This is a genomic window from Thiomicrospira sp. (assembly GCF_036568485.1).
GTDB lineage: Bacteria > Pseudomonadota > Gammaproteobacteria > Thiomicrospirales > Thiomicrospiraceae > Thiomicrospira.
Genome location: NZ_DATCSL010000062.1, coordinates 1 through 24,659, shown reverse-complemented (window position 1 = coordinate 24,659; position 24,659 = coordinate 1). Strand labels below are relative to the sequence as shown.

General features: G+C 45.6%; 20 protein-coding genes. 12 read left to right on the top strand and 8 right to left on the bottom strand.

Annotation, left to right across the window (positions count from 1 at the left end; all coding sequences use genetic code 11):
- Positions 1–10: 10 nt before the first annotated feature.
- The 3 genes from VIM91_RS06615 (at position 11) to VIM91_RS06605 (ending at position 3,311) form a co-directional block, all read left to right on the top strand.
- Complete coding sequence (locus VIM91_RS06615; RefSeq protein WP_331864030.1) at positions 11–955, top strand: hypothetical protein; 945 nt, start codon at positions 11–13, stop codon at positions 953–955.
- Positions 956–986: 31 nt separating this feature from the next.
- Positions 987–2,225 carry a hypothetical protein gene (locus tag VIM91_RS06610; protein ID WP_331864029.1) on the top strand — a complete coding sequence of 413 codons (1,239 nt, stop codon included), beginning with the start codon at positions 987–989 and terminating at the stop codon, positions 2,223–2,225.
- A gap of 123 nt (positions 2,226–2,348) precedes the next feature.
- The gene (locus tag VIM91_RS06605; protein ID WP_331864028.1) at positions 2,349–3,311 is read left to right on the top strand and encodes a hypothetical protein; all 963 of its coding nucleotides are present in this window, start codon (positions 2,349–2,351) and stop codon (positions 3,309–3,311) included.
- A 101-nt stretch (positions 3,312–3,412) separates the two neighbouring features.
- Here VIM91_RS06605 and VIM91_RS06600 read toward each other — a convergent pair whose 3' ends face one another.
- Positions 3,413–5,200, bottom strand: a complete 1,788-nt coding sequence (locus VIM91_RS06600) for a DEAD/DEAH box helicase (protein WP_331864027.1) — start codon at positions 5,198–5,200, stop codon at positions 3,413–3,415.
- Between the two features lie 436 nt (positions 5,201–5,636).
- On the opposite strand from VIM91_RS06600, the gene VIM91_RS06595 reads away from it, so the two are divergent.
- The 4 genes from VIM91_RS06595 (at position 5,637) to VIM91_RS06580 (ending at position 9,852) form a co-directional block, all read left to right on the top strand.
- Positions 5,637–6,251: a TetR/AcrR family transcriptional regulator gene (locus VIM91_RS06595; RefSeq protein WP_331864026.1), complete on the top strand. Its 615-nt coding sequence runs from the start codon at positions 5,637–5,639 to the stop codon at positions 6,249–6,251.
- A gap of 14 nt (positions 6,252–6,265) precedes the next feature.
- Positions 6,266–7,288 (top strand): MBL fold metallo-hydrolase, encoded by a 1,023-nt coding sequence (locus VIM91_RS06590; protein ID WP_331864025.1) that lies wholly within the window; start codon positions 6,266–6,268, stop codon positions 7,286–7,288.
- 215 nt (positions 7,289–7,503) lie between these two features.
- Positions 7,504–8,550 (top strand): MBL fold metallo-hydrolase, encoded by a 1,047-nt coding sequence (locus VIM91_RS06585; protein WP_331864024.1) that lies wholly within the window; start codon positions 7,504–7,506, stop codon positions 8,548–8,550.
- A 96-nt stretch (positions 8,551–8,646) separates the two neighbouring features.
- Positions 8,647–9,852: a TIGR03862 family flavoprotein gene (locus VIM91_RS06580; RefSeq protein WP_331864023.1), complete on the top strand. Its 1,206-nt coding sequence runs from the start codon at positions 8,647–8,649 to the stop codon at positions 9,850–9,852.
- 7 nt (positions 9,853–9,859) lie between these two features.
- Here VIM91_RS06580 and VIM91_RS06575 read toward each other — a convergent pair whose 3' ends face one another.
- The 3 genes from VIM91_RS06575 to VIM91_RS06565 form a co-directional block, all read right to left on the bottom strand.
- On the bottom strand, positions 9,860–10,543 hold the full coding sequence (locus VIM91_RS06575) for a response regulator (RefSeq protein WP_331864022.1): 684 nt from the start codon (positions 10,541–10,543) through the stop codon (positions 9,860–9,862).
- A complete protein-coding gene (locus VIM91_RS06570) occupies positions 10,540–11,961 on the bottom strand; it encodes an ATP-binding protein (RefSeq protein WP_331864021.1) in 1,422 nt (473 codons plus the stop codon). Before VIM91_RS06570 ends, VIM91_RS06575 begins: the two co-directional genes overlap by 4 nt.
- Positions 11,962–12,117: 156 nt before the next feature.
- Positions 12,118–14,361 (bottom strand): Orn/Lys/Arg decarboxylase N-terminal domain-containing protein, encoded by a 2,244-nt coding sequence (locus VIM91_RS06565; protein ID WP_331864020.1) that lies wholly within the window; start codon positions 14,359–14,361, stop codon positions 12,118–12,120.
- Positions 14,362–14,563: 202 nt separating this feature from the next.
- Between VIM91_RS06565 and VIM91_RS06560 the strand changes: the two genes are divergently transcribed.
- Positions 14,564–15,490 (top strand): DMT family transporter, encoded by a 927-nt coding sequence (locus VIM91_RS06560; RefSeq protein WP_414719619.1) that lies wholly within the window; start codon positions 14,564–14,566, stop codon positions 15,488–15,490.
- Positions 15,491–15,599: 109 nt separating this feature from the next.
- On the top strand, positions 15,600–15,869 hold the full coding sequence (locus VIM91_RS06555; protein ID WP_331864018.1) for a DUF4282 domain-containing protein: 270 nt from the start codon (positions 15,600–15,602) through the stop codon (positions 15,867–15,869).
- Positions 15,870–15,911: 42 nt separating this feature from the next.
- On the opposite strand, the gene chrA is transcribed toward VIM91_RS06555, so the two are convergent.
- From chrA to VIM91_RS06535, 4 genes are all read right to left on the bottom strand, one after another.
- Positions 15,912–17,072, bottom strand: coding sequence for a chromate efflux transporter (gene chrA, locus VIM91_RS06550; protein ID WP_331864017.1), 1,161 nt, complete (start codon positions 17,070–17,072; stop codon positions 15,912–15,914).
- A 21-nt stretch (positions 17,073–17,093) separates the two neighbouring features.
- Positions 17,094–18,470: a TRAP transporter large permease subunit gene (locus VIM91_RS06545; protein WP_331864016.1), complete on the bottom strand. Its 1,377-nt coding sequence runs from the start codon at positions 18,468–18,470 to the stop codon at positions 17,094–17,096.
- A gap of 2 nt (positions 18,471–18,472) precedes the next feature.
- Positions 18,473–19,057 carry a TRAP transporter small permease subunit gene (locus VIM91_RS06540; protein ID WP_331864015.1) on the bottom strand — a complete coding sequence of 195 codons (585 nt, stop codon included), beginning with the start codon at positions 19,055–19,057 and terminating at the stop codon, positions 18,473–18,475.
- An 87-nt stretch (positions 19,058–19,144) separates the two neighbouring features.
- Positions 19,145–20,440 carry a GGDEF domain-containing protein gene (locus tag VIM91_RS06535; protein WP_331864014.1) on the bottom strand — a complete coding sequence of 432 codons (1,296 nt, stop codon included), beginning with the start codon at positions 20,438–20,440 and terminating at the stop codon, positions 19,145–19,147.
- Positions 20,441–20,573: 133 nt separating this feature from the next.
- Between VIM91_RS06535 and VIM91_RS06530 the strand changes: the two genes are divergently transcribed.
- The 3 genes from VIM91_RS06530 to VIM91_RS06520 all read left to right on the top strand — a co-directional run.
- Positions 20,574–22,760 (top strand): primosomal protein N', encoded by a 2,187-nt coding sequence (locus tag VIM91_RS06530; protein ID WP_331864013.1) that lies wholly within the window; start codon positions 20,574–20,576, stop codon positions 22,758–22,760.
- A gap of 84 nt (positions 22,761–22,844) precedes the next feature.
- Positions 22,845–23,348 (top strand): TIGR03546 family protein, encoded by a 504-nt coding sequence (locus VIM91_RS06525; protein ID WP_331864012.1) that lies wholly within the window; start codon positions 22,845–22,847, stop codon positions 23,346–23,348.
- A partial coding sequence (locus tag VIM91_RS06520) for a TIGR03545 family protein (protein WP_331864011.1) occupies positions 23,345–24,659 on the top strand: 1,315 nt, incomplete at its 3' end. The genes VIM91_RS06525 and VIM91_RS06520, both read left to right, overlap by 4 nt.

Sequence of the window (24,659 nt, the reverse complement as noted above, 5' to 3'; positions counted from 1 at the left end):
AGGAATGGGTATGTTTCAAAATAGATTTAAGCATGTAGGCCTAATGGGTTTGAGTTTGAGCTTATTACTGAGTGGTTGTGCGCAAAACACTAAAATCGTGGTGCCATCCTACACCGCGCCGGTTGAACTCAGCAAAATCGAGGCACTTAAAAGCGGCGGCGACACGACCGAAGGGGTGTATTTGAGTTTTGCAATTAATCCAGAACTTGCGTTTTCTAGCCAAAAACCCGCGCCAGATGAGGTTGATTTATTGGCGCGCAATTTGGTTAATCAGCTTCAAGTTCAGATTACCGAAACCAGCTTTATCACCATCCATCCAATCTATGATATGGCCAGTGTGGTACTGGATATGGAAGTGATGGATTTCCAATATACAGAGCAAGGTGGTGAGCGCAAAGCCAAGTTAAGCGTGACCTTTACCTTGTCAAAAGGCACAAATGCGGTACTGGCTAAGGTTTACGATGGCAATGAATTCCGTTTTTCAAGCGACCCTAACCGCTTGCCTAATAAACAAGCAATCTTAGCTAAATTGTCTGAAACAGTGGTGCAAAAATTTGTCACCGACATTTCACCCACTCGTACTAACCAGCTAAGAGAGTTTCTGACTTTACCATCGGATTTGTCACACGTGATTGGGTTTGCTGAGAAGGGTAACTTTCAATCGGCCATTGAAGACATGCTGAAATATCAAGGTAAACGTGATGTGAACTTTTATTACAATCTGGCCGTGCTGTATGAAGCGCAAGGCAGTCGTTCGGAAAACTTAAATGTCACGGCCAAGGCGAAGCAAGCTTACGAGGAAGCTTTTCGTTTAGGCGGCAATAAAAATGACACGATCGCCTCGGCTAAAGCGCGTTTTGATAATTTCTATCGTTTACTGGTGTTAACTCAAGACCAAAAAACGCAAAACCAGCAACTGAATCAAGAGTTGAACGATCAATTTTTTATGCGTTAATCTCTAAAATAAAACAATAATAAGGGTACTTATGATTAAACGTTATTTGGCCGTTCTCGGCTTATTGTTGGGGGTGTTGTTTAATGCCGGTTGCGCTACGATGGGAGAAGGTGCGACCGCACTGCTTGAAGTGCCATCGGTAGAAGCCAGTGCGAATCGTGTCGCAGTCGGCACCGGCGTATTAAGAGTGAATAATCACCTGCTTAACAACATGCCGATTTCAGCGGATGCGAACTGGCCTAAAGTCATCACGGATGAGATGACGGATGATGATTATCAGGCAATCCGTAAAGCCTTAGAGAACGATCCTTGGTACGCTACCCGCCATTATTCGGATCCGTATCAATTGCAAGTGCTGGGCGGCTATATGGCGCCGGGCATTTCACCCTTAACTTATGAGGTCTATCAAAAAATCCGCATACTCTATGGTCCAAATGTTGAAAACTGGCCAAACCTGCTCAAGTATTCGCCAAAGCTGGATCAGTTTCTTGAGTTTGTTGATGCCGAAGACAAAACCCCGATTCAGATAGAAGCGGCGCAAGCGAATATGTACCCAAATCTGTTTGCCGCTATTACCTCATTAATGCCGATTAATTATCAAAAAGATTTAAGTGTCTCGCATGACGAAATGCAAACCGCGTTTGATGAAACCGCCTATTTAAAAAAGGACAAGGCTTATCTCGAAAAGCGGTTGGAAGATAATAAATTGAGCACAAAACCTAATTATTCAGGGCCTCTAAGCCCTTTGAGTACTGAGGAGATTCAACAGATTAATGAGCAAATTTCGGTGCTGGATGTGCAAATTAAACAGGCCGAGCAGCAGGCTGATCAAAAGCAAGAAATTCACTTTCAGCTTTTAGATTCCGCCCTTGATGCACTTAAAAGTGATATTAACCTATCGCCAGAAAGCGTGATGCTGGCAAACAATATTAAGCGGGTATTGGATGATGTCAAATCCAGCTCCATGCAGGCTGGTGTGCTTTATACCTTGTCGGTGGCTACGTTAATTGGGCGTAACAGTTTTCAAAACTTTGACAAAGAATTGATGAGTCTTGCTGCTGCAACCGCCTTGGTGCCGGTTAAAAAGCGTGACCTGATGGGCGCTCGAATCGAGCGTTTAACTGAAAATGTAATTTATTTGCTTCCGGCCATTGGTATGGGCAGTTACTACATAGTGAAACAATATTCCTTAGCGGGTAAATATGCGAATGTGGTAGAGGTGATTATTGAGGCCGACGCAAGTCAGAAAAAAATGCAGGCGACTAACTAACCAGGCCTGGTTATTAGAATGCGGTTTTGCTTCAAATTGATTGAATACACTAAATTGAGAAAATAGTTTATGTTTAAAAATAGTCTAATAAGTCTGAGTCTTTTGTTGATTTTAACGGGTTGTATGTCAAATCCAAAACAAGCGTCAAACTCGTCCAATCAAACTCAACAAGCTAAAGCCGAATTAATGGTACCGCCAGACAATCAAGCGCATTTTTATTCGCAAGGTTTTGGCGTGTCGGAGCAAGCCGCCCAAAAAGATGCATTAGCGCGAATTGCGACACGGATTTCGGTGTCGGTTCAATCTCAGACCGAAACCAACCTAGCGGTTACCATGCGTGATGGTGATGAAAAGGTGGAGCAAGACTATCGAAATCAAGTCTTAACTCAAACTAAAGCGATTGATTTTGTTGGGGTTAGCTTGTTGGATCAGCAGCGAAATGGCGAACAAATAGAAGTGGTGGTGAGTGTAAACCGCCAAGCTCTGATTCAAAATTATCAGAACAAGTTAAGCCAAGCGCATACCCAACTGAAACAGGACTTTGCGCTTTATAAACAAACCAGTTTATTTGAGCAGTTAAAAAACAAGCCTGTGATTATGCAAGCGTCAGCCGAGTTGATGTCGACCTTAAGTGTGATGCAGGTTTTACAGCCCTCCTATAATCCCGATGCCGTGATTGGTTTAAATCAGGATTTATATGCCTATATGAGCCAGCAACAACAAACCGCGGTGTTTGCGATTCAAGCGGATCAAAATTCGCAAGCTTTAGCCCGCTTGATTGAGCAACAATTGACGACCGAAAATTACAAAGTATCCAATGTTGGAGCCAATGTACGCATCCAGCTTAGTACCCAAGTGGCCCCATTATCAGTAAGAACCACGGATGCTCGAATTGCGAGTTTGAAGATGGTGAATCGTGATACGCAAATTAGTGTGACGGATGCTAAAAATAGAATTGTTTCTACGGCGAATATAAAAGCGCGCGGTGTGTCACCAGACAGTGAACAAGCCGCTATTCAGGACACAACCGGCTACAGCCGATTAATGCAAGGCAAGACGGTTATTGAATTTTTAAGCGGTAAATAAGTTCGCGGTTTCGGATAATACGTTTCTTGCAAATATAAAAAAAGCCCAACCACCAGGCCTGGTGGTTGGGCTTTCGTTTAAGCCGGTTTTAATCTACCTGATTAAGAACGACGCGGTTTACGTGGCGCGCCAGTGCTTGGCTTACGGCTAAGTTTTGGGCGCGGGGTACCTGCTCCAGCCGTTTCATTTACTTCAGCTAGCCCGCTCGGTTGACCGCAAATCCAAGTTTTCTTCAAGGTCGCTAACTGCTCTTTTGACAAGTTACTTGGCAAGTCAACCAAACTAAAGGTGTCCTGAATATTCAACTGACGAATCGATGAACCTTCAATCCCGCCTTCATTGGCAATCGCACCGATAATGTTGCCTGGTTTCACACCATTGGCAAAACCAACATTCAAACGGTAACGCTTCATACCAGATTCAGGCGGACCGTCTGCACGTGGACGACGTGGCGCGCGTTCTGGACGATCTGAGTTGCGATCATTACGACCACGGCCTGGACGATCACGACCAAAATCACGCGAACCACGATCATCGTCACGGAAGTTTTGACGCACCGGCTTGTCTTCTAGGAAGAAGGGGGTATCACCCTGCACCAGTTTCGCCAAAGCAGCCGCAATTTCTAAAGCCGGTACATTTGACGCTTGCTGTAAGTCTTCGATCATTTTCTGATAAAACTCTAGGCCTTCTTGTTCCAAGGCTTCGGTAATGCGTGATTTGAACTTCTCAATGCGTTGATCGTTAATGGTTTGGGTGCTTGGCAACTCCAGCATATCGATTTTTTTGTTGGTCGCGCGTTCAATTTGCTGAAGCAAACGACGTTCACGTGGTGCAACAAACAAAATCGCATTACCTTCACGACCGGCACGACCAGTACGGCCGATACGGTGAACATAACTTTCCGTGTCGTACGGAATGTCGTAGTTCACAACATGGGTAATGCGTTCAACATCCAAACCACGTGCCACAACATCTGTGGCGATTAGGATATCAATTTTGCCTTTTTTCAATTGATCAACAATACGCTCACGTTGGTTCTGCGCAATATCACCATTTAGGGCGGCTGCGGCATAACCACGCGCTTCAAGTTTTTCAGCTAGTTCGACGGTGGCGGTTTTAGTACGCACGAAAATAATCATGCCATCAAACTCAGTGGCTTCTAAGATACGGGTTAAGGCGTCTAATTTATGCAAGCCACTCACTAACCAGTATGACTGACTAATGGTTGAAGCTGTATTAGACTTTTGCTTAATGATGACCTCAACCGGGTTGTTCAAATGCTTAGATGCAATTTTATGCACTTCTTTGGGCATAGTGGCTGAAAACAAGGCAATTTGACGATCTTGTGGGGTTTGTTCTAACACCCATTCCACGTCATCAATAAAGCCCATGCGGAGCATTTCGTCGGCTTCGTCTAACACTAGAGCTTGTAGCTGATCTAGTTTTAACGTGCCTTTACGCATATGGTCCATAACACGACCAGGTGTACCAACGACAACTTGGGCACCGCGTTTTAAGGCGCGAATTTGGCCGCCATATTCCTGGCCACCGTAAATAGGTAAAACGTGAAAGCCTTTAATGTGGTGTGCAAAGCCTTGGAAGGCTTCCGCCACCTGAATCGCCAATTCGCGAGTTGGGGCTAAAACTAAAATTTGCGGGTTGGTGTTTTTGACGTCAACGCGTGACAACAAAGGCAAAGCAAATGCCGCAGTTTTACCGGTACCGGTTTGCGCCATACCCAAAATGTCGCGGCCTTCTAAAATCGATGGAATGGCTTGTGCCTGGATGGGTGACGGGGTTTCATAACCTATGTCTTTTAGGCCTTTTAAAACCATTGGGTCGAGGTTAAAACTCTCAAAAGTGATGTCTGTATTAGATGTGTCGCTCATGGTGGATTCCTTAAAGTGCGTTAATTAAATACGCTAACACTCAATTCCACGGAGATGATGGGCGATAAAGTTCCTGTTCAAAAAGGCCAATAGCCAGTATTTGTTAGCAGGTAATAAGTCACGAAGATGGCGAAAGCGCCAAAAAAATGATCCCGAGCTCCGTACGGCTCTCAGGTCTAGCGAAATCAAACGGTTTATCAAACAATAACCGTGAAAATAAGTCGTCACTAATGAGAGAGCATGAGGTAAAGCCCCGAAATTATATGCCATTAGTAATTTTTATACAAATTCTATTTTGACTTATTTGACTAAATCCGTTTTTTATCTGCTTTTGTCAAATCACGCTTTCATAATTTTTGCATGAAACAAGGCTGTTATTGTCGAGATTGAACAACTAGAATGAACGTTCATTCTCGTTGTTTGGTTCGTCCAGATTATGCAAAATTTTTTCCAAATAGATACAGGTTCACCGCTCAAAACTAAGGTACTGACGAGTGCGCTGTGTTTGTTTGTGGAAAAAGGCTATTACAACACCAGCATTCCGGACTTAGTTCAACATTCGGGCGTGAGCACCGGCACCATTTATAAACACTTTGGTGACAAACAAGGTCTTGCGAATAGTTTGATGGAATTGTTGGTTGAGGAACTCTATCGGCAAGAATTAGCGGTTATCGCAGCGCAGGATACGACTCAAGCTCGCTATCGTGCGCTTGTGATGTGGATTGTAGAGTTTAGTTTGGACTATCCAGAGGTCATGAGCTTTATTCTCTATGCACGTCATAAAAATTACTTGCCCAATTTTTCCCACATCTGCTCCTCAAAACCCTTTATGATTTTAAGGGATATTATTCAGCAGGGCATGGCCTCGCAAGAGGTGCGACCTATGGATGTCATGATTGCGGTTTCACTGGCTTTTGGAAGTGTCTTAAGAATGGTGCAGCTTCATTTGGATGGCGTGCTGGAAAAGCCTTTAATGGCGTATGTGGACGAGCTGACTGAAACGGCTTGGTGTGCGATTGCTAACCCGCACAAAACGATCGTTAAACAATAAAAAAGGAAGATACTATGAATAGACGACATTTTATATTTGGGGCCGCGGCACTGTTAGGCAGCCGTTGGGCCAACGCTTCTCAAGATCCGTTAGCCAATGCCATGAATCATTATCGCGATCAGTTAAACCGTGCTGAGAAAGCGGCTGGATACTTAGGCCCGAAAGCCTATATTCCAGAAGCCGTTAAAGTCACCGAAGGCGTTTATACCGTGGTCGGCAGCTTGATCTGGCATAACCCCTCTAACTTTGGTTTAAACAACAACCTGAGCTTTATGATTTTTGAGGACGGGGTGTTTGTATTTAACGGCGGTGCCAACCCAGCCCTAGCGAAAGCTTTGCATGAGCAAATTAAAAAACACACGGATAAGCCGGTGAAATGGGTCGCGGTTGAAAACCATCAAGGCCACGCGCATTTAGGCGCAAGTTATTGGTATGACATGGGGGTGCGTAACTTCTACTCGAACCGACAAGCTTATGCGGATTTCAGCGCTAGCTGGGATATTATTAAACAGCGTTGGTCAGATGCGGTAGGCTTCCAATATACCCAAGGTGCACACAATATTTCTGAAGAGTTCACTCTTTTTGATGACGAGATGGAAGTCGATGTGGGCGGTGGTGAAACCGTTTCAATGCATTACTTTGGCCCAGGTCATACTCCAGGTTCAACCGCACTTTATGTGCCATCACGTAATGTGATTTTCCCGGGTGACTTGGCTTATAACACGCGTATGTTGGCGTTGTTTAACTACACGGATACCTTTAAATGGGTGAAGTCGTTTGAAAACTTTATGGACTTTACCCCTGAAGGAACGATTATTGTTCCAGGTCATGGTGGACCATCTGATATGGCAACGGTTAAACGTGATACTTATGACTATTTGGTGTGGTTGCAAACTGAAGTTAAAAAGGTCATCGATGCTGGTGGTGGTTTAGCTGAAGCTGAAAAAATTGATCAGTCGGCTTATAAAGATCGTCCAGTATTTGACCAAACCTGGCGAGCGAATTCGCGTCATATTTATGAAGAGTTGACGCGTTAAAATAATTTTATGCTTAACTGATGCACTTAAAGGCCCCGTTTATACGGGGCTTTTTTATGAGTTCATTTTTCTTCCCCGCTATTTTCTGGATTCTTCCATTATTGATAGTTTTTGTAAGGTTATTATTTAGCCATACAAAAACTATGTATTAATAGAGCCTGACTAGTTAAACACTAGCACGGAACACATCACTAAAATTTGAGAGATTAATCATCATGAAAAAAACAGTCGTTTCTTTGGCTGCAAGTGCCGCACTTTTATCATCGGCGGCGATTATGTCAGCCGGCACCCCAAGTTCTCAAGACCCTTTAGCGGTCGCAATGGATCATTACAAAGCCGAGTTAGAAAAAGCAGATCGAGCTGTGGGTTATATTGGTCCGGATGTGTATCTTCCTGAGGAGCAGAAAGTTACCGACGGAATTTATACCGTGATTGGCAGCATGATGTGGCCGACGCCCTCAAACTATGGTCTTAATAATAACTTGAGCTTTATGGAGTTTGAGGATGGTGTGATGGTTTATAACGCGGGCGGCAACCCTGCGTTGGCGAAAGCTTTCCACGAAGTAATTAAAAAATATACCAACAAGCCTGTTAAATGGGTGGTAGCTGAGAACCATCAAGGCCATGCACATTTGGGGGCAAGTTATTGGTACGACATGGGGGTGCGAAATTTTTATTCTCAAAGTCTGGCGCATAAAGATATTAGCGAGACTTGGGACGCGACCAAAGAACGTTGGATCAAAGAAGTCGGTTATCAATACACGGCTCCTGCTTACAATGTGTCGGATAAGTTCACCACTTTTGATGAAAAGATGGAAATTGATGTCGGCGGTGACGAAAAAGTGATGTTGTTCTATAACGGCCCGGGTCATACGCCAGGTGCAACGATTGCTTATGTGCCTTCGCGCAAAGTGATTTTCCCAGGCGACTTGGCTTATAACAGCCGCATGGTGGCCTTGTTCCCTTATACCAATACATTTGAATGGGTGAAGACCTTTGAACGCTTTATGCAAACCACGCCAGAAGAGACCATTATTGTTCCTGGGCACGGTAGTGTGACCGATATGGCCACGGTTAAACGTGACACTTATGACTATTTAAAGTGGTTGCAGGCCGAGGTTCAAAAAGTGGTGGATAAAGGTGGCGATAAACTGGATGCAGAGAATATTGACCAATCACAGTTTAAGCACCGAGAAGTTTTCCAACAAACTCACAAAGGTAATGCTCAACATGTGTTTGATGAAATTACAAACGGTTCTTAAGTGAGTCTGGTAGATTCGGCTACAATAAGTAGTCTGAACTTAGACAACAAAAACCCCGCAAGTTCGGGGCTTTTTTATATCTTTTAAGAGTGTTTGATGAAAAAAATCGCCATTATCGGTGCGGGTCCGGGCGGCTTGATGGCCGCCGAAGTTCTGTCGCAACAACCAGGCCTGGTGGTCACGGTTTATGATGCGATGCCGTCGGCTGGGCGTAAGTTTTTGCAAGCTGGACGCGGCGGCTTAAATATCACCCACGCTAAACCGCTCGATGAATTTTTGCAAGCTTATGCTGAGCACCAACTGATGATTGAACCTTGGGTGCGTGCGTTTTCACCCCAAGCGATTCGTGATTGGGTGCATGGTTTTGGTATCGATACTTTTGTCGGTAGTTCTGGACGGGTTTATCCACAGGATATGAAAGCCGCACCGCTATTGCGTGCTTGGTTGCATCGTTTGCGCGAACAAGGCGTAATATTTCATATGAGACATCGTTGGCAAGGTTGGCATGATGACCGCCTCAAGTTTGTCAGCCCGCAGAATGAGCTAGAAGTGGTCGCCGACAGCACGATTTTGGCGTTGGGCGGAGCCAGTTGGCCACATTTGGGTTCGGACGGTCAGTGGGCGGATTTTTTTGAAGACCATGACTTGTCGGAATTTCAACCGGCGAATTGCGGTTTCGACCAGGCCTGGTCCTCAGTTTTCGTTGATCGTTTTGCTGGCCAGCCATTAAAAAATGTGGTGTTGAACGTGCAATCGGGTGGGCAAAGTGTTCGTCAGCGTGGTGAGTGTTTGATTACGCAACATGGGCTGGAAGGCAGTTTAGTTTATGCTTTGTCGAAACTGATTCGCCAAGCGCTAAAATCAGGGCTTAACTTAGAGGTAATGTTGGATTTAATGCCGGATTTAAGCGAGTCGGATTTGCTACAAAAATTAAACAAACCTCAAGGCAAGTTATCGGTATCGAACTTCTTAAAACGTGTCGGCCTGGATGCGCTTCGTATTGGTTTGGTGCGTGATAAACTCACGGCAGAACAACTCAAAGATCGTGCCTTGCTAGCCCAGACGTTAAAGCATTACCGCCTAAACTTAGTGCGCCCTAGACCGATTACGGAAGCGATTAGTACAGCGGGCGGATTAAAGTTTGAAGCGTTAAATGCACAGGGCGAGCTCATTACCAGGCCTGGTGTGTACTGTGTGGGTGAAATGTTGGACTGGGAAGCCCCTACCGGCGGTTATTTGCTCACCGCCGTATTGGCACAAGCGCGTTATGTTGCGCAGAAGATGATTAATGAACTCGTGTAAAACGGGTTTAAACAGGTTCACCTTGTTCGTCATCCAGTATTTCAAATTTATAGCCAATACCATAGACCGAATGAATAACTTCGGTTTCTGGCCAGGCCTGGTGCAATTTTTGACGTAGTTTTTTGATATGGCTGTCGACAGTGCGATCAGACACGACACGTCCATCTTGATAAATTCGGTTCATCAATTGGGTGCGAGAAAAAATTTGACCTGGATGTTCAAATAACACATGAAACAACGCAAACTCGACCGAGGTTAATGCCACGCTTTTTTGTTGGAATTGCACTTGTGAACGCGACTCATCTAAAATCCAGTCAGTTGGCGTTTGGGCTTCGTAATGACGGCGCAATATCGCTTTAATGCGCGCCATCACTTCGCGTGGACTGAAAGGTTTGCAGATATAATCATCCGCGCCGATTTCCAAGCCTAAAATTCGATCCAATTCTTCCACGCGCGCACTCACCATAATAATGGGCACTTGCGAGGTTTTGCGCACCTCTTTGCAAATGTCTAACCCATCTACGCCAGGCAACATAATGTCGAGTAACACTAAATCTGGCTGCGTCTGGCGAATGGTTTCGACCGCATTAGTGCCGGTGTTTAAGTGTGAAACTTGATAGCCAGATGCTTTGGCATAGTCCATTAATAAATCGGCAATGCGTTGTTCGTCTTCAACAATCAGAATGTTCATTTTGGAAAGGCCTCTAGGGGTAATCGAATTGAAATAAGCAGCCCGCCCAACGGACTATGCTGACAGTCTATGCTACCTTGGTGAGCTTGTACAATCTGCTCAACTAATGCCAAGCCAATGCCCGCACCGCCATAACGACGGTTACGCGAGGCTTCGCCGCGGAAGAATCGATCAAATAATTTAGGCAGCGCATCGTCTGGCACACCGGGTGCCGAATCTTCCACCTCGATGCTTAAACTCTTTTTGTTGGATTTTAGACTCAGGCGTACAAGGCCTGGTGCATCGGTATAGGCTAAGCTGTTGCTGATTAAGTTAGTCAACATTTGCTGGAGACGATCAGCGTCACCACGGAACTTGATTTCTGATACTGGTAAATAGGTCTCCAGTTTAAGCCCTTTTTCGCGCGCCAAGCTAATAAAGGGTTCAATCGATTGTTTGACCAATAAGCCGAACTCCAAAGGCTGCATTTGATAGCGTAAACCGCCGACATCATTCAGCGTAATCTGGTAAAGATCTTCGATCAAACGGTTTAAATGAATCGCTTCGCTATATAAGTTATCTAGGCTATCGCTATTTAACGGGCGCACGCCATCTTTTAAGGCTTCAATATCGCCACGAATAATAGTTAAAGGTGTACGCAACTCGTGTGAAATATCGGCAATCCACTGGTTGCGACTCTGCTGGTTTTTTTCTAGGCTGATGGCCAAGTGGTTAAAATCCTGCTGCAGTTGGCCTAGCTCGTCACGTCGATTCACGTTTAAACGTGTTTCAAATTTACCGGCGGTTAAGGAGCGCATGCCCTGGGTAACCGATAAAATCGGCTGCAAAAAGTAGTGTCCAAATGGCATTAATAACAGACCAGATAATAACACTAAGAAAAACACGCCATAGGTGAGCAAGGAGCGTTGACGTTCGGCAAGTTGAATGTCGAGTGCTTCGGTTAATTCGGCTCGATGGCTGTAACCAATATATCCGACGATACGTTGGTTAATTTCGATCGGAATAAACATGCGACTTTCTTCTGATGGAAACCCGTACATGCATTGCTTGTTTTCATCCACCAGGCTGAGGCGTTTTTCGGCAAAATCTGGATGGCGTTGTTTAAAGTCTGAATAAGGGTAGTTTAAAAATAAATCAACCGGCACAAAGGTTTCAGTAAAATCGACCCGGCTGGAGATACTGACAATCTTGCGCCAGGTAATTTCGTCAATAATGCTCAAGTCATCGGCAAATTTTTCTTCAATAACAAACTGAATGTTCTTTTTGATACGATCCAGATGTTGCTGATCACGTTTATCTACATATTCAATCAAACTATTTTTGAGCATCGCATGGTTCGTGACCACCGTGCCGACGATCAAAAAAAGCCCAAAGACAAGCAATAAGGCGATGAGTTTGATTTTAAAGCTCACAATCATGGTGTGTTCCAGTTAGTAATATGGCGAAATTAATCGGCTCAGGCTAAGTATAAAGAAACCGATAGTTTAGATTATGAAAAAACCACGAACCTAGTAGCAAAAAGCCCGCTAAGTGAGCTTTCAGCTTAGCGGGCTTTTTGACTGGTTGGCGCGAATTTAAATTTTCACGCAATCCATTGAATAGACCATTTTGCCATCTACTTCTTCTTTGACTAATCCGTGGATATCGGTTTCGAACCCAGGGAATTTTTCGTTAAAGTTACGTGCAAACTTCAAATAGTCCATGATCTTTTTGTTCACACGCTCACCTGGAATGAGCAGGGGAATCCCAGGTGGATAAGGCGTTAACAAAATCGCGGTTATGCGATCTTCTAGATCATCAATTTCAACACGCTCAATTTTGTTATGGACCATTTTCGCGTAAGCATCCGCTGGCTTCATCGCCGGTTCCATGTGCGAAGTGTACATTTCGGTGGTTAAGCGCGCCACATCGTTTTCTTTGTACATATTATGAATCGCATCTGACAAGTCTTTTAAACCGATACGTTCATAACGCGGGTACTTGGCGATGAAGGTCGGCAGTACACGCCATAAAGGCACGTTGCGGTCGTAATCATCCTTAAACTGCTGTAAAGCCGTTACCATGGTATTCCAGCGACCTTTAGTAATGCCGATGGTAAACATGATAAAGAAGGAATATAAGCCGGTTTTTTCAATAATAACGCCGTGCTCAGACAGGTAACGCGTCACAATCGCCGCTGGAATACCAGTTTCGGAGAAGTCGCCATTCACTGCCAGGCCTGGTGTAATAATGGTAGCTTTGATTGGGTCAAGCATGTTGAAGTTGTTAGCTAAGTTACCAAAACCATGCCAAGGTTCGTCGGCGCGTAAAATCCAAGCATCACGTTCACCCATGCCTTCTTCCGCGAGTTCGTCTGGGCCCCATACTTTAAACCACCAAGAATCGCCAAATTCTTCATCTACCTTGCGCATGGCACGACGGAAGTCCAGTGCTTCGGCAATAGATTCTTCAACCAAGGCTGTGCCACCTGGTGGCTCCATCATGGCGGCCGCGACATCGCAGCTGGCGATAATAGAATATTGCGGACTGGTCGAAACGTGCATTAAATAGGCTTCGTTAAAGCGACCGCGGTCTAACATTCGCTTAGGTGATTCTTGTACCAAAATCTGGCTGGCTTGGCTTAAACCAGCCAGTAGTTTGTGGGTAGATTGGCACGCATACACCATTGGCCCTTCTGAACGATTGGTGTCACGACCAATCGCATGCATGCCTTCATAAAATTCGTGGAAAGTCGCATGCGGTAACCAAGCCTCATCGAAATGCAGGTTTTCAACATATTCGCCCAAGGTTTTTTTGATGGTGTCGACGTTATACAAAATACCGTCATAGGTACTTTGGGTCAGCGTCAACATCTGTGGCTTGGCGGTGGCGTCTTTCACCAATGGGTTGGCTTGAATTTTCTTTTTAATGGTTTCTGGCTGAAACTCCGACTCCGGAATCGGGCCGATAATGCCGTAATGGTTGCGAGTCGGCATTAAGAAAACCGGTACCGCGCCCGTCATGATGATCGAGTGTAAAACCGATTTATGGCAGTTACGATCCACTACCACGATATCGTCATCCGCGACGTTAGCATGCCAAACAATTTTGTTTGAAGTCGACGTACCATTGGTTACAAAAAACAAGTGATCCGCGCCAAAAATGCGTGCTGCGTTTTGTTCTGAATCGGCCACCGCACCAGTATGATCCAATAGTTGACCAAGTTCATCTACCGCATTACATACGTCGGCACGCAGCATGTTTTCACCAAAGAACTGGTGAAACATTTGCCCAACCGGACTTTTCAAGAAAGCCACGCCGCCAGAATGCCCTGGGCAGTGCCAAGAATACGAGCCGTCAGCGGCATAACCTGTTAAGGCGCGGAAAAAGGGCGGTGCTAAGCCTTTTAAGTAAACACGCGCTTCGCGAATAATATGACGTGCCACAAATTCGGGCGTATCTTCGAACATGTGGATAAAGCCGTGCAATTCTTTGAGCACGTCGTTAGGTACATGGCGAGAAGTGCGGGTTTCACCATATAAAAAGATCGGAATGTCGGCGTTGCGATGACGAATCTCACCTACAAACAAACGCAATTTTTCAATCGCATCGTCTTTGTGTTCTTCATCCGCAAATTCATCATCATCAATCGATAAAATAAAACAGGAGGCTCTATTTTGCTGTTGTGCAATCATGGCGGTGTCATTAAAGCTCGTAACACCTAGGGTTTCCATGCCTTCGGATTCGATGGCTTCGGCCAGCGCACGGACACCCGTGCCTGAGGCATTCTCTGAGCGGAAATCTTCATCAATAATGACGACAGGGAAACGAAATTTCATAGGGGATAATGTCCTTGTTACAGCGTCTAAAATAAACCAACCTTGACCCTGCATTATACAAAACCCGCGTCCAAATAAAACGAAAGTTTTGGTATCTATCATGCAACGAGTTAGCGGTTGGTTCAAGGTCAGTTCAATTAAGCTAGCTAGAATTAACCAGTGAATCATCAGGCTGTCCTATAATGGCCTTTTTGATAGAAGGATGAGTCGTGTGACACGAAGCTACTTTTGGATCGGATTTGGCTTGGCGGTAGTGGGCACCTTGTTATTTTCAGTCAAATCGATTCTTATCAAGCTCGCTTATCAAGCCGGCTCGGATGCGGATGGCGTGATGCTGCTCAGAATGCTGATGGCGATGCCGGTTTATGCCGTGATCGCTTGGGCTTTGTGGCAACGTTACCCGCAAAAAGGGGCACAGATTCCAACTCGCACCTGGTTGGCCTTGATCGGTCTAGGTTTCATGGGGTATTTCGTCTCGTCCTGGCTCGATTTAATGGGGTTGGAGTTGATTTCTGCCCAGCTCGAACGTCTGACATTGTTTACCTACCCGATTATGGTGGGTATTTTAGGTGCGTTATTTTTTAAACAACCCCTAACCCGCAAAATCATTTTAGCTTTAACCTTATCTTATATCGGCATATGGCTAATTTACGCGCAAGAAGCCAGCTTGGCCGGTGATGGCGTCGCCAAAGGCACATTGTTGGTCGCATTAGCCGCGTTTAGTTTTGCGTTTTATGTGCTGTTTAGCCGCGCGATTATCGCCCAAGTCGGCAGTTTATGGTTTACCAGCTGGGCTATGTTGGCGGCCTGTGTTTGGGTGATTGTGTTTTTTGGCATCAGTATGGATTGGTCCGCGTTTGAGCTGAATGCACAGATTCTGCTTTGGACGTTTTTGTTGGCGATTGTCAGCACGGTTATTCCCAGCTTTATGATTTCTGAAGCCATTGCCCGCCTAGGCCCGGCACAAACCGGCATTATCGGTAGTTTAGGGCCGGTATTTACGATCGCGTTGGCGGTATGGATTCTGGCCGAACCTTTCACCCTGTCGCACTTAATCGGTTTTACCTTGGTGATGATTGGTGTGGGGGTGTTGACGATTCAGCGCAAGGCATCAGCTAAGTCCTCCTAAAACACAATCCATCGATAAAACAATTTTATTGTACATACCCCTGATTTTGCCGAAGAATGGGGTTCATTCACTTAGGTGAATATTATTAAATAATAAAAGGAAGGATGCGATGTTAAAGCAAGTTTTGATGTTTGATTCGATGTTGACCCCCAAGATCATTACGTTTGTGTACTGGCTGTTATTGTTGGTTGCGTTGGTGGCTGGTTTAAACGCCATGTCAGGCTATTACGGTGTCACCCTTGGGAGTTTTGCAACGGGTTTGGCAATTATGGTTTTTAGTGCGGTTCTGGCAAGAATTTGGTGCGAATTATTGATTGTGTTGTTTAAGATTCACGAGAACTTGAAGAAGATAGCCAATAAAGACGATCAACAAGACTGATTGGTCCAGCCGGTTCGTTCAATCAAGCCGGCGTAGCCTATTTTATTGAAGCACCAGGCCTGGTGCTAGCCATTCGGCCAATGTCACAACACTTAAGTTTAGTAAAATCAAAACCACTACGGATAGTTTAAACCGCCAGAGTAATAACAGGTTTAAAACTAATAAACCCAAGCTTGGCCAGCTCACGATGGCGTGCGGCAAGATCGGGTTAATTAAGGCCGCTAACAAAAACCCCACCACCCCGGCTTGAATAGCCACCAGGCCTGCTTGAAAGTGTGAATTTGTAATAAGCTGTTGATAAAATGGCAGCACGCCAATAATCCAAGCTAAGCCGGCTAAAAAAATCGCGATGGTCGCGACAATTGCCCCCAGCCAACCTTGCGTAAGCGCGCCTAAATAGCTAGCGAAACTAAACATGGGGCCGGGCAAGGTTTGCGCAAACGCATAACCACTTAAAAAAGCCGACTCCGTCACCAGGCCTGGTTGCACCAGTTCGATTTGTAAATAAGGCAGCACCACATGACCGCCGCCAAATACCAGCGCACCGGCACGATACAAACTATCAAATAAGGCCAACTCCGGTAAAACAAGTACCAGGCCTGGTAGTATGATTAATAGACTCAAAGGTGCAATCAATAGCGCCAAGCCAAGTGTGCGGCTGGGTGTGCGTTGCAAGTCCAAGGGAGCGCTAGATGTATAGGTTTTTAACCATTGACCTAGTAACGCCAAACCGAGCAATAATAAAATCGGTGTCCAGACACTGGGAAAGGCCAATAAGACGAGTGCGCTACTGATCGCGGTGAGTGCCCATTCGGCGCGGCGACAAAACTGTTTGGTCATGCCCCAGGTGGCCTGGATGACCACCGCCGCGGCGACAATCAACAAAGCTGGAATCAGCGATGACCAGGCCTGGTGATAGGCAAACCAGCCATAAGCAACCGCGCTCATAATCAGCGCCGAAGGCAAGGTAAATCCTAAAAAAGCCGCAAAAGCACCTGGCCAGCCAGCGCGTTGATAACCGATTAGAAAACCCAGTTGTGAGCTGGATGGCCCAGGTAAGGCATGACATAGTGCAATCCATTGAGCAAATTGCTGATCATTAAACCAAGCGCGTTTTTCAACAAACGCTTGGCGAAAAAAACCGATATGGGCCATCGGCCCACCAAAAGAGGTCAAGCCTAAGCGTAAAAACATCCAAAACATCCGCTTTCCTTGGGTGAAGTTTTAAGATAGCAAACCTGGTAGCCAAGTGCTTAAACTTGGCCAAAGCGCCAGTAGTCCGAGCAAAAAGAGTTGAATCCCGATATAAGGCCAAACACCACGATACATGTCCATCGTTTTTAAGCTCGCTTGGCTAGCAACGCCACGCAAATAAAAAAGTGCAAACCCAAATGGTGGGGTTAAAAAAGCCGTCTGCAGGTTAATCGCAATCATAATCCCCAACCAAATGGGGTCCGCACCCAGAATAAATAAAATCGGCGCAACAATCGGCACGACTACATAGGTGATTTCGATAAAGTCTAAAAAGAAACCCAGCACAAATAACATCACCATCACAATCAGCATGGCGGTGAATAAACCACCGGGTAAATCGCCGAGTAAGCCATGTACCAGTTCATCGCCACCTAGGCCTCTGAACACCAGTGAAAAGAAGGTGGCACCAATGAAAATTAAAAAAATCATACTGGTGATTTTTAGACTGTTTAGCATCACAGACTTTAAGGTTTCAAGGCTGAGTTGGCGTTTTGCTAGCGCCAGCAGTAAGGCGCCCAGTGCCCCTAATGCACCGGCTTCCGTGGGTGTGGCGATACCGCCAATAATCGAACCTAAAACCAGAATAATTAGACCTATCGGCGGCAGTAAACTTTGCATCACGCGCAAGAGTAAACCGGCTTGTAGGCTGTTAGATTCGGATTGAAAAGCCGGCACGCGATGAGGCTGAAAAATCGCCACGCCTATGACATATAAAATATAAAGCCCGACCAATACCAGGCCTGGTATGATCGCGCCGGCAAATAGATCACCGACCGACACGGTTTCAGGCGCAAAAATGCCTTGTTGTAACTGGGCTTGTTGATAAGCATTGGATAACACATCGGCTAATAAAATTAAAATAATTGACGGCGGGATGATTTGTCCAAGGGTACCTGAGGCGCAGATCGTGCCACTAGCAAGGCGCGGACAATAGCCTTGCTTGAGCAAGGTGGGCAGTGCTAATAAGCCCATCATGACCACGGTTGCGCCCACTAAACCGGTGCTGGCCGCCAACAATGCCCCAACTAAAATCACCGCGATACCTAAACCGCCACGTACACCCTGGAAGACTTCGGCCAGCGTTAGCAGGAGCTGGTCGGCAATTTTAGACTTTTCCAGCATCAGTCCCATAAACACAAACAAAGGCACGGCCAATAAGGTGCTGTTGGTCATGATGGAAAAAATTCGACTCGGTACGCTGTTTAAAAATGCCATGTCGAACACACCAAATAAACTCGCGCCCAAAGCGAATAATAACGACACCCCGGCGAGTGTAAAGGCGACCGGAAAACCAATCATTAAAGCCAGTAGCACCAACGCAAATAACAGTAGAGCAAGCCATTCCATAATTAAATGCCCTCCTGAAAATGATCTTGAAACGCCTCAGCTTGTGCTTGAGGGTTCAATTGATCTGGCGCAAATAACGCTAGGCTGTATTGCACAATAAAAGCCAGTGTTTGCAAAAGCACCAGGCCAGCACTGATCAAAATTACACTTTTAAGTAGGTATAAATAAGCCAGTCCGCTGGCATCGACCGAACGTTCTTGAATTGCCCAGCTGGCGGCAACATAATCCCAGCCAGACCAAAGGATAAACAGCATCATGGGTAACACAAAAAAGACCGCACCCAGCAGGTTAATCCAGTCTTTTCGGCGTTTTGAAGCACGTTCGTAAAACACGTCTACACGCACATGCTGGTTTTGTTGATAGGTATAAGCCAGCCCCAACATAAAAATTAAGCCATGCACATAGAGCAAACTTTCATCGAGTTTAGTGCTGCTGAAATCGAAGCCATAACGTAAGCCGACGGCTAAACTCGCTAGTACAACCAACAACAGCGTTAACCAGGCAACACTATGCCCAACGCTTGATTGAAAGCGGTTTTGCCACGCCAGAAGTTGATTTAAAAGAACATAAATAGATTTTGGATTCATAGGTTTAAGCAAATTTGAAAAGTCATTATTTTACGCGGTTTTTGTGACAAAACGGCGTGAGGTTAAATTTAAGCTTGATCTTACCGCTTAATTAATCAGGTTAGCTTCATAAAAACGATAGGTATTGCGTCCACTCGACTTGGCTAGATACATCGCGGTATCGGCTAAACGCATTAAGGTGCCGAGCTCTTTGGCATCATCGGGGTAAAACGCAATGCCAATACTGGCGCCAATTTGAAGCGTATGGCCTTCAATTTGGTAAGCAGGCGCAATGCAATCAATAATATTCTGTGCCACTCTCGCCGCAGTTTCACGGGTTTGAGCGCCATTTAATATGACGGTAAATTCATCGCCGCCCATGCGCGCTAATAAATCCGCTTGGCGTAGTGAGTGACTTAAACGTTGCGCAACCGCAATCAAAAGTTGATCGCCAATATCATGGCCCAAATTATCATTAACGTGCTTAAAACGATCAAGGTCAATAAACAACAACGCGAGATTGTGTTGCTCGCGTTGAGCTTGCTTAAGTTCTTGTGCCAGTTGTTGGTAAAACAGCGCGCGGTTAGGCAACTGGGTGAGCGCATCTCGAAACGCAAGTGTCTCGAGTCTTTCGGCTTGCTGTTTGGTATGTTGAGTTTGCTGGTAAAACCAAATAAAGAAATAGCCGACGATTAAGGACAAGGCCGCGAGTCGTAAAAAGTGCCATAGCCACCAGGTTGCATCCCATAAGTTTGAATATTCAAACAACACCGCCGAAACCGCAAACATGAGGGTTAGTACGGCTAAGTTTTGGTGGGAAAAGTTCGATTTTGGGTGCATCATCAATGTCAGGCTAGCAACCAAAAAACCAGCCGTACCCAGCGTATTAAAGGTGATGGCGGCCGGGCTAAATATCCCTTCGTCTTGTAACATGCTCGGTAGCAAATGATGACTCAAAAGTAAGGCAAAGCTTAAACACAGCGCGCCAAATAGACTTAACCAAGGCAGTTGTTTTAACCAACGCGAGCTTTGCCAAGATACCGGTAACACAAAAAGAGAAAACAAAAGCCCGCCGACTAAAACTCCCAGACTGTGCAAGCCAACAAAGGTGTTGCCAGGCTCAACACTGCCGTGAAAAGCACCCATGACGGCCATGGCAATAAACCCAGACGCCACCCAATAGAATCGCTCGCAGAGTTTGTCGGCATGAATTAAAAGGATAATATATAAACCTAAAATCAGGTTTAACAGTACGCCTGCGCCCTCAATCACCGAGTGAAGCGGAATATTTGGCCAGCTGCTTGAGCCAAATACGATCGGGATCGCCAAGGCTAAAATGAGTGGCACAACCAGGCCTGGTAGGATGACCCAAATATGCTGACTAAAGGGGTTGGCGTGTTTCAAAGGTTTGACCTTTAATTTTTAAGTTCTATCTGTGCATTATGACGCTGAACTAGGCGTAAAACAACTTATGCCAAACCAGTTATCTCGACAGACTGGTTTATAATAGGGCTACATTTTTAATGCAAAGACGCTCATGATTGTCAAAGTCGCCTTAAATGGCCCATTTTTAAACGCCCTCGATTACGAATGTACTTTCGAACAAGTCCAGCCAGGTATGCGTGTGCGGGTGCCGTTTCGAAAAAAGTTCAAGGTGGGACTGATTCTCGCCTTAAGTGATGAAAGCGATTATGACGCCAGTAAACTTAAAGCCATTTCCGAAGTATTAGATGATGAGCCGCTATTTAGCCTGTTGGAGTTGCGTTTTTTAAGTTGGGCGGCTCATTATTACCATGAACCCATCGGCGAAGTCATTATGGCCGCCTTGCCTAAGCGCCTGCGAGCAGGCGAAGCCGTCTCGGTTGAAGGAATCAAGCAATGGCAACGCACTGACTTGGGTCAAACGATTACGCTGGATGATCTAGCCAAAAACGCCCACAAACAACGCGCCATTTGGCAGGCGTTCAGTAACGACCAGGCCTGGTCGGAAGCCCAGTTAAATCAGCAGTTCGACAATTGGCGACCAGTGGTGAAGAACTGGCAAGACAAACAATGGTTAAAGCTAAGTTATGGTTCGTGTTTGCCGCCGGTTCAATTTGCAGATAAGCCGAACCATCAACTAAATCCCGAGCAGCAAGCCGCCGTCGATAGTGTTTTATCCGTTTCGGATGAGTTTGGTGCGTTTTTATTACAAGGGGTAACCGGTAGCGGAAAAACCGAAGTTTATCTGGCGATGATTGAATCGGTGTTGGCGAAGGGCAAGCAAGCTTTGGTTTTGGTGCCAGAAATTGGTTTAACACCGCAAACGGCGGCACGTTTTGAAGCGCGTTTACAACAGCGGGTGGTTGCATTGCATTCGGGTTTGAACGATCAAGAACGCCATTGCGCTTGGCAAGCGATTCGTAGTGGCGAAGTGAAGGTGTTATTAGGCACTCGCTCAGCCTTGTTTACGCCCTTTGCAAATTTAGGTTTGTGCATTATTGATGAAGAGCACGATTTGTCGTTTAAACAACAGGATGGATTTCGTTATTCGGCGCGTGATTTGTTGGTTCGACGCGCACAAATGCACAAGGTACCCGTGGTGTTGGGATCGGCGACACCATCTTTAGAGTCGCTTTACAATGTGCAACAAGGGCGTTATCAAAAGTTGGTTTTAAGCCAACGTGCAGCCGCAGCCGAAATGCCGCGTATTCATTTATTGGATATTCGGGGTGAACGTTTAGCAGAAGGTGTGTCCGCTCCCCTTAAAGCCGCCATGCAACGTCACTTAGAAGCCAAAGGCCAGGTGTTGCTGTTTTTAAATCGACGCGGTTATGCACCCGTTCTAATGTGTCATGATTGCGGTTGGCAAGCGGCTTGCCCTAGTTGTGATGCTAACTTAACCTACCACCAGGCCTGGAATGAACTGCGTTGTCATCATTGCGGCTATAGCGAAAAAAAGCCGCCGGTTTGTCCGGACTGTCAGAGCAAAGAATTTATACGAGTTGGCCAAGGCACCGAACGTTTGGAGCAAACGATTCGGACTTGGTTTCCAGATAAGACGCTGGTTCGCATCGATCGAGATACCACACGATTAAAAGGCGCACTCGGCCAAAAAATTGAGCAGGCTCGTAGCGGTGAAGCGGATATTTTAATCGGCACCCAAATGTTGGCCAAAGGTCATCATTTTCCAAATGTGACCTTGGTTGGTTTACTGGATTTAGATCAAGGTTTATTTAGCGTAGATTATCGTGCGGCCGAGCGCATGGCGCAGCTTATTGTTCAAGTCGCCGGCCGAGCAGGCCGAGCTGAACGTAAAGGCGAGGTCATGATTCAAACCCATCACCCAGAACACCCATTATTAATGCGTTTAGTCTCGAAAGGTTATGATGATTTTGCGCAAAAGGCCCTGGCCGAGCGAGCCTCCGCCCAGCTTCCACCCTATGGTTTTCAAATTTTGCTTCGCGCGGAGGCGTTTGATATTAATGAAGCACTTGCGTTTTTAAACAGCATTAAAGACGAGTTATTAGGCGTTGCGGTGGCCGAGCCTTGCGAGGTTTGGGGGCCAGTGAGTGCGCCGATGGAGCGGCGTCAAGGCCGTTATCGTTATCATTTACTGATGCAGTCAGAAAGTCGGGCAGCCTTGCAAACTTGGTTTAGTGCGATTGAGTCAAAGATTTATCAGTCGCCTTGGGTCAGTAAAGTACGCTGGAGTGTGGATGTTGATCCGCAAGAGTTGAGATAACGCAAGCATCCACGGAATCCCGGTTGCGTTTTAGGGGTTTCGGTTTAAAATTGACCTATCATAATTCATTAACTAGGTGGCAAAGTGACGATTTTTATTAAGTTATTTAAGGCGCTCAACGCCAATCAACATCCGGGGCAAATTGCGCTGTCGTTAACCTTGGGTTTGCTGCTTGGTCTCACCCCGTTGTTTTTTCCGCACACGCTACTCACCCTTTTATTGATCCTGATTCTGAGAGTCAATCTTTCAGCCGTGTTGGTATCTTGGGGTGTATTTACCGGCTTCGCTTATGCCTTCGACCCGGTTTTTCATCAACTAGGCCTATGGATACTGAATCATCCAGGCCTGGTGGATATTTGGACACAGTGGTACAACCAGGCCTGGTGGCGTTTTATGTCGTTTAACAACACGATTGTGATGGGCAGTATTGTGGTGGCTTATAGTTTGGCCTTGCCATTTTTTGGCTTTAGCTGGTTGTTAGTGCGCATTTATCGTCAGCGCTTTTTGGTTTGGGTCAACAAGTTTAAGCTTGTGCAAATGTTGAAGGTCTCAAGTAAAGCGGAAACAATGTCGGGGTTTTTTAAATGAGTGAGCAAAACAAAACTACAGCCGCATCAGACGAATTATCAATCCAAAAGAAACCCTTGAAAACCGCCAAGCCCAAAGGGTGGATTCGATGGTCAGGCGTGATCAGTGTGTTGGTGTTGCTCGGGTTAGTTGTGGGCTTAGGCTATGTGATGAGTAGCTGGGCATTAAAAAGCAAAATAGAAAGTATGGCTTCTAATGCTTGGGGAGCCAAAGTTGATATTGAAGACTTGAGTTTTAGTTTTGATCCGGTGGGGGTAGATTTGACCGGTGTAAAACTAACCGACCCAGAGCAGCCGATGCAAAATTTAGTAGAGTTAAAACAGATTCGTTTAAGCGTTAATTTATATCATTTAGTGGTTAAACGTTTTGTGGTTGAAGACCTAGTGATATCAGGCTTAGCATTGAACCAGCCACGTGAAACGAGTGGCGAATTGTCTAAGCCATTAAAACCTGAACTTGAGTCGTCTGCGACGCAAAAACCTGAAAAATCATCCTCGGACTTTAAGCTGCCATCGGTTGCCATGCCGGATGCAAAAGAGGTGATCGCACGTGAGCGTTTAGATACGGTTGACCAGGCAAAACGGCTGGAAGATCTTGCCAATAGTACAGAAAAAGAGTGGGCAAAAATTGAAGAGTCTTTGCCAACCGCGAAAAGTTTAGCGCGTTATGAAACCGAATTGAAAGCGATCTTTGAAGGCTCAGTGAAAGATCTTAATGACCTTCAGCAGCGTCAACAGCGCTTAAAGGCATTGCAGAAGGATTGGCAAGCTGACCAAGCCGCGATTCAACAAGCGCAAGATTTTATTCAAAACCGCAGTTCAGAAATAAGCCAAGGTTTAGGTCAACTCGAAAAGCTGCCTAACCAAGATTTACAACGCCTGTTGTCTAGTTATTCGATGGATCAATCTGGTTTGTCTAACTTAACCTATTTATTGTTTGGCGAAAGTCTTCAACAAAAATTGCAGTTGGCATTGGACTGGCATCGTAAAGCCCAGCCTTTAATTAAATGGATTGAGAAATATCGCGCTGAATCGGCTGCGGAAAAAGCCTTGGCTGAACAAGCTAAGAAACCACGTAGCGTCGGTGAAAATATAGCTTTTAAAGAGTTTGATCCCCAGCCGAAATTTATGATTAAACGCATTGATTTTGACGGAGATATTGACTGGGGTCACATCACGGCAAAAGTGCGAGATGTCAATTTTGATCAAACCTTTAGTCGCAAGCCCATTCGATTTAACCTGCAGGCATTACCAACAACACAAAAAACAGCTTTGGTTTTGGACGGTTATAGCTCGACGCTAGAGACCGATT